The organism is Blastococcus mobilis (assembly GCF_900188025.1).
GTDB classification, from domain to species: Bacteria; Actinomycetota; Actinomycetes; order Mycobacteriales; family Geodermatophilaceae; genus Blastococcus_B; species Blastococcus_B mobilis.
This window is the reverse complement of record NZ_FZNO01000013.1, coordinates 121752-130243: the sequence shown is the minus strand read 5'-3', so window position 1 is coordinate 130243 and position 8492 is coordinate 121752. Positions and strand designations below refer to the sequence as shown.

The 8492-nt window shown below is 73.5% G+C and carries 8 protein-coding genes; 5 read left to right on the top strand and 3 right to left on the bottom strand.

What is annotated here, in order from left to right; all coding sequences use genetic code 11:
- Positions 1-91: 91 nt before the first annotated feature.
- Entirely contained in the window at positions 92-1672 is a 1581-nt protein-coding gene (gene wsfD / locus CHB94_RS13350; protein WP_089337048.1) for a glycan biosynthesis hexose transferase WsfD, read from the bottom strand.
- 235 nt (positions 1673-1907) lie between these two features.
- Here wsfD and tsaB point away from each other — a divergent pair, with 235 nt between their 5' ends.
- The 3 genes from tsaB (at position 1908) to tsaD (ending at position 4165) form a co-directional block, all read left to right on the top strand.
- Positions 1908-2546, top strand: coding sequence for a tRNA (adenosine(37)-N6)-threonylcarbamoyltransferase complex dimerization subunit type 1 TsaB (gene tsaB / locus CHB94_RS13345; protein WP_089337047.1), 639 nt, complete (start codon positions 1908-1910; stop codon positions 2544-2546).
- Between the two features lie 73 nt (positions 2547-2619).
- The gene (gene rimI / locus CHB94_RS13340) at positions 2620-3135 is read left to right on the top strand and encodes a ribosomal protein S18-alanine N-acetyltransferase (protein WP_089337046.1); all 516 of its coding nucleotides are present in this window, start codon (positions 2620-2622) and stop codon (positions 3133-3135) included.
- Positions 3128-4165 carry a tRNA (adenosine(37)-N6)-threonylcarbamoyltransferase complex transferase subunit TsaD gene (gene tsaD, locus CHB94_RS13335; RefSeq protein WP_089337045.1) on the top strand — a complete coding sequence of 346 codons (1038 nt, stop codon included), beginning with the start codon at positions 3128-3130 and terminating at the stop codon, positions 4163-4165. Before rimI ends, tsaD begins: the two co-directional genes overlap by 8 nt.
- Here the strand turns inward: tsaD and CHB94_RS13330 are convergent.
- Positions 4155-5390, bottom strand: coding sequence for a THUMP-like domain-containing protein (locus tag CHB94_RS13330; protein WP_217899297.1), 1236 nt, complete (start codon positions 5388-5390; stop codon positions 4155-4157). The two genes, tsaD and CHB94_RS13330, sit on opposite strands and share 11 nt — an antisense overlap.
- A 205-nt stretch (positions 5391-5595) precedes the next feature.
- Here CHB94_RS13330 and groES point away from each other — a divergent pair, with 205 nt between their 5' ends.
- Both groES and groL read left to right on the top strand, forming a co-directional pair.
- On the top strand, positions 5596-5904 hold the full coding sequence (groES, locus tag CHB94_RS13325; protein ID WP_040338505.1) for a co-chaperone GroES: 309 nt from the start codon (positions 5596-5598) through the stop codon (positions 5902-5904).
- A 179-nt stretch (positions 5905-6083) separates the two neighbouring features.
- Positions 6084-7730 carry a chaperonin GroEL gene (groL, locus tag CHB94_RS13320; RefSeq protein WP_089337043.1) on the top strand — a complete coding sequence of 549 codons (1647 nt, stop codon included), beginning with the start codon at positions 6084-6086 and terminating at the stop codon, positions 7728-7730.
- Between the two features lie 126 nt (positions 7731-7856).
- On the opposite strand, the gene CHB94_RS13315 is transcribed toward groL, so the two are convergent.
- On the bottom strand, positions 7857-8156 hold the full coding sequence (locus CHB94_RS13315) for a WhiB family transcriptional regulator (RefSeq protein WP_089337042.1): 300 nt from the start codon (positions 8154-8156) through the stop codon (positions 7857-7859).
- Between the last annotated feature and the right edge of the window lie 336 nt (positions 8157-8492).

Genomic DNA, 8492 nt, shown 5'->3' with positions numbered 1-8492 from the left:
GAGCGTTAGCACCTTCGCGAGCGTGGCGCTCGTGCCTGCCCATGACGATCAGCCACGCCGAACGCCGCGACCGCACCTACTGGCGGCAGCTCTAAGTGACGGTGGCCGTGACCGGGCTCGCCTCGGTGTGAACCGGCGCCCGCCGCACCGCCCGGCGAACCCCGGACGCCGCCACGACCACAGTGGCGCCCGCGAGCGCGTACAGGGTGACGTCGAGCAGATACGCGGCCAGCCACACATGCTTCGCGATCTCGTAGTAGCCGTCACCCAGCACGGCCGTGACCGCGATCCCCACTGCGGCAGCCGCCGCGACCGCGGCGGTACGGGTCAACGCGGGCATGCCCCACCGCCGCGCCCGCAATCCCGCCGCCCCGGCGAGGATCCCGAGAGCCGCGAGCAGCGACGACCACCACGGCGCCGGCATCCTATCGAGCCAGCGGTGCAACCAGGCGGTGTCCGTGCCCATCGAGGCAGAGTTGACGACCTGCACCGGGACGGAGATCCCGGCCGGGACGGGGTCGGCGAGGATGTAGTCGAGGTCGGCGCCGCGGGTGGCCTGCATGGCGACCCCCACGGCGCGGGCCAGTGCGTCCGGCCGGTGGAGCAGGGTGCGGTACGCGGCGGCGCGGGCGCCGTCCGGGTCGTCCCCGATGGTGGTCTGCCAGCCGGGGATGGAGTTGGGGTCGAGGGACGCGCCCTCGGAGTCGTAGAACCCGAAACCTGCCCGGGCCGCAGCTTCCGGCGGGAGCCCGACCGCCGTCGCTGCGCCGGGGCCCACTTCGGGGATCAGCATCGTGAAGATGATGTTGTGGGCGTTCACGGAGGGATAGCCGCGGTCCTGCCAGGACAACGCGGCCTGCAGCGGGGCGACCGCGAGAACAACGGTGAGGGCCGCAGCGACCACGCCGGGGGCCCGGTCAGGCCACCGACGATCTCGCCCTGACGACCCGACCCGCACGGTGGTGACCGCGCAGACGGCGACGGCGACCAGCAGCAGCGGCAGATAGCCGACTTTCGCGGTGGCGGCGAGTAGGCCACCGCCGGCGGTGAGAGCCAGCCCGAGGATCCGCTCGACCCGATCGGATGGCCGGGTGACCCCCAGCACGGCCACCCCGGCCAACAGGAGATAGGTGCCGAGCAGCCCGGCCGGCTCCGAGAACGTCGACAGGAAGAACCGCGTGTAGTCCGAGTTCACCAGTGGAAGCAGCGGGGGCGCGACGACGAGCGCCCCGGCCAGTCTTCGCGGGGTGGCGGCCCACACCGCGACCGCGGTCACCGCGGCGGCAAGGAGGGCGTACACCCACACCAGCGAGGTCAGGGACCATCCACTGGTGTGGCCGTAGGCGGCGGCCTTGAGGATGATCAGCGCCGAGGACGGGATCGGGTCGGGGCAGCCCTCGCCGCGGGTGAACTCGACAACGGGTCCGCCGACCCAGTTGGAGCGGTGGCTGGCGGTGTCGGGGACGATCCCGGCGCCGCAGTAGAGGCGGATCCCGTCACCGTTGTCCGCTGCACCGACAAGCCGTCCGGTCAGGATCCCGGTGCTGCCCAGGATGACGAGCAGGCAGGCCAGGGCGGCGACCCCGGCAGCGGCGAGTCGCAGCGCCGGGGTCGGGCGCGATCGCTGGTGACTGGCCTGGGCCGGGGGGAGCGATGCTGCAGCTGCCGCCACCCGCGCCAGTATTCATCGGGCGATTTCCCGTGCAGCCGCCGCGCGCGGCACCGACGGGTGACGCGGCCGTCCGACCGGAACGGTGTTCACCGCTCGGTCGCAGACTGCTACGGGCCGTGGTCCCTGCTCGCGGCGGGACGGACCGGTGCCGGATCACGGACCGATCGACGGCGCCGAGGACGCCACGACGACCGCCGGAGGGGGCCCTCGGTCTTCCGCACTACGCTCGATGGTTGTGCTGGTTCTCGCTCTCGACACGGCGACCCCGACGCTGGTCGTCGGGGTCGCAGACTGGTCGAAGCACGCGGACACCGAGGTGCTGGCCGAGCGCGCGGTGCCGTCGGGCAACCGGCACGCCGAGCTGCTGACGCCCGCGATCACCGGCGTGCTGGACGACGCAGGCCTCGCGATGGGCGACCTCGACGCCGTCGTCACGGGTCTGGGTCCCGGCCCCTTCACCGGTCTGCGGGTCGGGGTGGTGACCGCCGCCGCGCTCGCCGATGCGCGCGCGCTGCCGGTGATCGGGGTCTGCTCGCTGGACGCGATCGGCTCAGGGGCGCGGACGGTCGTGACCAACGCACGTCGCAAGGAGGTCTACTGGGCGGTCTACGACGCCGACGGCGCCCGCATCGACGGGCCGGGCGTCGTCCGCCCCGAGGAGCTGGACCGCCCCGGCCCGTTCGTGGGCGACCCGGCATTCGGCGCCCGGCTGGACGCGACGGTCACCCCTGCCGAGGTCACGACGGCGGGCCTGCTGCGGGCCGCAGGGCGGCAGCTGGCGGATCCGTCGTCGGCCGGACCGCTGCTCCCGCTCTACCTCCGCCGTCCCGACGCCACCCCGCCGACGGCGATCAAGGCGGTGTCGCAGTCGTGAGCGAGCTCGCGGGTGCAGCAGGGGGCAGAGCACGGTCGGGCAGGCGGCCGACGAGCGCCGGCGAGGACGACGCATGACCGTCACCCTTCGGCCGATGACCATGGCCGATCTCCCCGCCGTGATGCGGCTGGAGGAGGAGCTGTTCGCCCCGGACACCTGGACCGAGGCGATGTACCGGGACGAGCTCTCCCGCGCCGACACCCGCTACTACGTGGTGGCCGAGTTCGACGTGAGCGGCGACGAGGACGAGCCGGTCGACGGACCGCCGGTCATGGTCGGCTACGGCGGCCTGATCGCCTACGACGACGAGGCGCACGTGGCCACCCTGGGTGTCACGACGGCACTCCAGGGCGAGGGCATCGGATCGCTGCTGCTGGACGCCCTGCTCGCCGAGGCCGACAAGCGCAGCCCCGTGGTCCTGCTCGAGGTGCGGGCCGACAACGAGACGGCGCAGCACCTCTACCGGCGTCGCGGTTTCGTCGAGATCGGCCGACGGCGTGGCTACTACCAGCCGAGCGGGGCCGACGCCGTCGTCATGAGGAGGAAGCGGGTGCGGGCGCTGAACCGGACGGGAGGCGGACGTGGCTGAGCAGCCGCTCGTGCTGGGCTTCGAGACCTCCTGCGACGAGACCGGTGTCGGACTGGTCCGCGGGCACACCCTGCTCGCCGACGCCCTGGCGACGTCCATGGCCGAGCACGAGCGATTCGGCGGGGTGGTGCCGGAGATCGCTTCCCGGGCGCACCTGGAGGCGATGGTCCCGACCGTGCACCGGGCCCTGGCCGACGCCGGCGCCACGATCGACGACGTCGACGCCGTCGCGGTGACGTCGGGGCCCGGACTGACCGGAGCACTGCTCGTCGGTGTCGCCGCGGCCAAGGCCTACGCCCTGGCGCTGGGCAAGCCGCTGTACGGCGTGAACCACCTGGCTGCGCACGTCGCCGTCGACGAGCTGCAGCACGGGCCGCTGGCCGAGCCCTCCATCGCGTTGCTGGTCTCGGGCGGGCACAGCTCGCTGCTCCTCGTGCCGGACCTGGCGCAGGAGGTGCAGTCGCTGGGCCGCACCGTCGACGACGCCGCCGGGGAGGCCTTCGACAAGGTCGCCCGCGTGCTGGGCCTGCCGTTCCCCGGCGGCCCGCCCATCGACCGCGCCGCCCGCGACGGCGACCCCACCGCCATCGGCTTCCCGCGCGGTCTCACCGGCCCGCGCGACGCGCCCTACGACTTCTCCTTCTCCGGCCTGAAGACCGCGGTGGCCCGCTGGGTCGAGGCCCGGCAGCGGGCGGGGGAGCACGTGCCGGTGGCCGACGTCGCGGCGTCGTTCCAGGAGGCGGTCGCCGACGTCCTGACGGCCAAGGCGGTGCGGGCCTGCCGTGACCACGGCGTGGACCACCTGGTGCTCGGGGGCGGGGTGGCGGCCAACTCCCGGCTGCGGGCGCTGGCCGAGGAGCGGTGCGCGGCCGCCGGGATCGTGCTGCGCGTGCCCAGCCCACGGCTGTGCACCGACAACGGGGCGATGGTGGCCGCGCTGGGCTCTCGCCTCGTCGCGTCGGGGATCGCGCCGTCGCTGCCGGACCTCGGCGCCGACAGCTCGCTGCCCATCGAGGTCGTCAGGGGCTGAGTCGTCCGGGCAGCGGATCGCACACCAGCACGGTGGGGGCGCCGGCCACCCGGGTGACCACGACGACGGCCGAGTCGTTCCCCGGCCCTCTCAGCTGCCGCGCGAGCGTCTCGGGCTCGATGGGGGAGCCCCGTTTCTTGACCACGACCCGCCCGACGCCGCGGGCCCGCAGGAGGGCCTTCAGCTTCCTGAGGTTGAACGGCAGCACGTCGGTCACGCGGTAGGAGCTCAGCCACGGGCTCTCGGCGGGGCCGTCGGACGTCAGGTACGCGATCGTCGGATCGACCAGCGTCGCGTCGGCGGCGACGAGCGACATGAGGCCGGAGCGGATGAGCCCGGGGTCGGGCTCGTGCAGCCAGCCGCGCACCGGTCCGACAGGCGCCGGACCGGGATCGTCGTCCGCGCTCACCTCGTGGACGGCGCCGTCGCGCACGAGCGTCGCCCGCCGCCAGGTCGTCGAGACGCCGCGACCCCACAGCAGGGCCTCGACGATCGATCCGCCGACGGAGACCCACTCCGCCTCGATGCCGTTGGGGACCCGCTCGTGGTCGAGCCCCGGCGCCACCTTGACCACGGTGACCGGCACGCGGTCCAGCAGGGCGGTGACCGTCGACCAGGGCGGGGACCAGCGGTCGGGGTCCAGCTGCCGGCGCCCCCCCGCCCGGCGTGCGGGGTCGAGCACCGCGGCGTCGCACCCTGCCACCCGCCCGTCCGCGGCGGCCGCCACCAGGTCGACGACGTCAGCGGCCAGCACGCGGACCCAGGGGGCCAGGCCGAGCGCCTCGGCGTTGGCCGCGGTCAGCTCGCGGGCCACCGGATCACGGTCGACCGCGACCACCGACGCCCCGGCGCGGGCCAGCGCGATCGTGTCCGTCCCCGCAGCGCATCCGAGGTCGGCGACCGACGACGCGCCGGCGGCGAGGAGCCGGATGGCCCGGCGGGTGGCCAGCTCCGGCCGGCCGGCCTGCTCCAGGGTGTCGGCGGTGAGCAGGAGGACGTCGGCGTCGTCCCCGAACACCGGCCGGGCGCGGGCGCGCAGCCGGGCCAGTTCCCAGGCCGGGCCCGCGCGCTCGGGGCCCACCCCCGCCCGCAGCCGGGCGATGCCGGGCAGGAGGTCGAGTCCGTCGTGCTGCAGCTGCGCTGCGAGGCGGACGGCGGCCGTCCCCTCCGGTCCGCGCAGCCAGGCGAGCTGCGCGACCGGGTCGGGGGGCGAGTCGGTCGGCACGGGGCAAGACTGGCGCATGCCGAGGTCAGGCGTCCGGGGGACCCGGTTGAGTGGCTGGCACTCTCATGGGTAGAGTGCCAATCGACACGGGCTGGCGCCCGACCCCCGCGACGGCGGGTGCCCGGATCCCGTGCCACAGCATCAGAACCATGCACCACAACGTCATAGTCACCAGCCGTCCGACACCGAAGGGGGCGTCACCGACGTGACGACCGCTACCAAGGTCAGCATCAAGCCGCTGGAGGACCGGGTCGTGGTCCAGGCCAACGAGGCCGAGACCACCACCGCCTCCGGTCTGGTCATCCCGGACACCGCCAAGGAGAAGCCCCAGGAGGGCACCGTTGTCGCCGTGGGCCCCGGCCGCATCGACGACAACGGCAACCGCGTCCCGCTCGACGTGAACGTCGGCGACGTGGTCATCTACTCGAAGTACGGCGGCACCGAGGTCAAGTACGGCGGCGAGGAGTACCTCGTCCTCTCCGCCCGCGACCTGCTCGCCGTCGTGGAGAAGTAAGAGGACCCCGTCCTCCCCACCCCTCGCACGCTCGGGGCGGTGCCCTGAACGGGGCCGCACCGGTTCCTGCAAGGGGCCGTTCCAGCACGTCACCAGACCGCCCCGGGCGACCCGAACTCCTCGGGTCCCGGGGCGGTCGTCGTCCCACCCCCTGCACTTCCCTCTACGAGAGGTCCGGCATGGCCAAGATCATCAAGTTCAACGAGGACGCCCGGCGCTCCCTCGAGCGCGGCGTCGACAAGCTGGCCGACGCGGTCAAGGTGACCCTCGGCCCCCGCGGCCGCAACGTCGTCATCGACAAGAAGTTCGGCGCCCCGACGATCACCAACGACGGCGTGACCATCGCCCGCGAGATCGACCTCGACGACCCGTACGAGAACCTCGGCGCCCAGCTGGCGAAGAACGTCGCCACCAAGACCAACGACGTCGCCGGCGACGGCACCACGACCGCCACGGTGCTGGCCCAGGCGCTCGTGCACGAGGGCATGCGCAACGTCGCCGCCGGCGCCAACCCGATGGCGCTGGGCCGCGGCATGCGCGCCGCGGTCGACGCCGTCCACGCCGCCTTGGACAAGGTCGCCATCCCGGTCGACGACCGCAAGGCGATCGCCGGCGTCGCCACCATCTCCGCGCAGGACCCGGAGGTCGGCGAGCTGATCAGCGAGGCGATGGAGCGGGTCGGCAAGGACGGTGTGATCACCGTCGAGGAGAGCAACACGATGTCCACCGACCTGGACGTCACCGAGGGCGTCCAGTTCGACAAGGGCTACCTGTCGCCGTACTTCGTCACCGACCAGGAGTCGATGGAGGCCGTCCTCGAGGATGCCCTCGTCCTGCTGGTCAGCGGCAAGGTGGGCGCGCTGGCCGAGCTGCTGCCGCTGCTGGAGAAGGTGCTGTCGACCGGCGGCCGGCCGCTGCTGATCGTCGCCGAGGACGTCGAGGGCGAGGCGCTGTCCACCCTCGTCGTCAACTCCATCCGCAAGACGATCAAGGTCGTCGCGGTCAAGTCGCCGTTCTTCGGCGACCGGCGCAAGGCGTTCATGACCGACCTCGCCGTCGTCACCGGCGGGCAGGTCGTCAGCGAGGACGTCGGCCTGTCGCTGGACTCCGTCGGCCTCGAGGTGCTCGGCACCGCCCGCCGGGTCACCGTCACCAAGGACGCCACCACGATCGTCGACGGCGGCGGCACCTCGGAGGCCATCGCCGACCGCGTCGCGCAGATCCGCCGCGAGATCGAGGCCACCGACTCCGACTGGGACCGCGAGAAGCTCCAGGAGCGCCTCGCCAAGCTGGCCGGCGGCATCGGCGTCATTCGCGTCGGTGCGGCCACCGAGGTGGAGCTCAAGGAGCGCAAGCACCGCATCGAGGACGCGATCGCGGCCACCCGCGCGGCGGTCGAGGAGGGGGTCATCCCCGGCGGCGGCTCGGCGCTGGTGCACATCTCCTCGGCGATCGACGCCCTGGACCTCTCCGGCGACGAGCTCACCGGCGCTCGCGCCGTCCGCTCGGCCCTGGACGCCCCGCTGGCCCGGATCGCGGAGAACGCCGGGTTCGAGGGGCGCGTCGTCGTCAGCAAGGTGCGCGAGCTCGGCACCGGTCAGGGCTTCAACGCCGCGACGGCCGAGTACGGAGACCTCGCCGCCCAGGGCGTCATCGACCCGGTGAAGGTCACCAAGGCCGCGCTGGGCAACGCCGCATCCATCGCGGCGATGGTGCTGACCACCGACTCCGCGATCGTGGAGAAGCCGGAGGAGGAGCACGAGCACGCCGGCGCCGGGCACCACACCCACGGGCACTCGCACGGCGGGCACGGCCACTCCCACTGAAAGAGGGCCTGACATGAAGAGGGCGGGTTCCGGATCATCCGGAACCCGCCCTCTCGGCGTGTGTGGAGTAGCACCCCTCCCGCGTCCCGCCCCAGCGTGCGAGGGGTGGGGAGGAGGGGTCCTCGTTCAGACCCCCGCGGCGACGGCAGCCGGCTCGGCGGCGATCAGCCGGGCCCGCTCCTCCTCGCTCATGCCGCCCCAGACCCCGTAGGGCTCCCGAACCGACAGCGCGTGCTTGAGGCACGCGTCGAGAACGGGGCACCGGGCGCACACGGCCTTGGCCGCCGTCTGCCGGCGAGCCCGGGCAGGACCACGTTCCCCGTCGGGGTGGAAGAACAGCGACGTGTTCTCGCCACGGCAGGCGCCGTGGAGCTGCCAGTCCCAGACCTCGGCGACCGGCGTCGGGAGCCTGCGAATGTCGGCCATGTCTCCTCCAGGGCTCGGTGAGCCGGAGGGGGCGGTCCGGCTGCAAGGGGCCGGTGCCCTTGGCCCTGCATGGTCAAACGCGTCGAGATCGCAACTTTTCGCGCCAAGTTTTCGTGACGACCCCCGGATCTCCCCCGACGGCGGCCCTCACCCCCGGGGGTGAGGGCCGCTGTTGTAGCCCGATCGTGTCGATCAAGGTGGGTGCTGGACGCGTCGGTCCCGGAGGGGGATCCAGCCGGAACCGCGCCGCGACCAGCGCAGACGTGGTGGCTCCCGGGCGGAGCCGCCCGCGCGACACCGGCCGGGTGTTCCCCGGACGGTTCGGGCCCGGCGGCG

What these genes read in the sequence shown, in the direction of transcription:
- rimI (WP_089337046.1), top strand. Translation starts at nt 2,620, where the DNA reads ATGACCGTCACCCTTCGGCCGATGACCATGGCCGATCTCCCCGCCGTG.
- groL (WP_089337043.1), top strand. Translation starts at nt 6,084, where the DNA reads ATGGCCAAGATCATCAAGTTCAACGAGGACGCCCGGCGCTCCCTCGAG.
- CHB94_RS13315 (WP_089337042.1), bottom strand. Translation starts at nt 8,156, where the DNA reads ATGGCCGACATTCGCAGGCTCCCGACGCCGGTCGCCGAGGTCTGGGAC.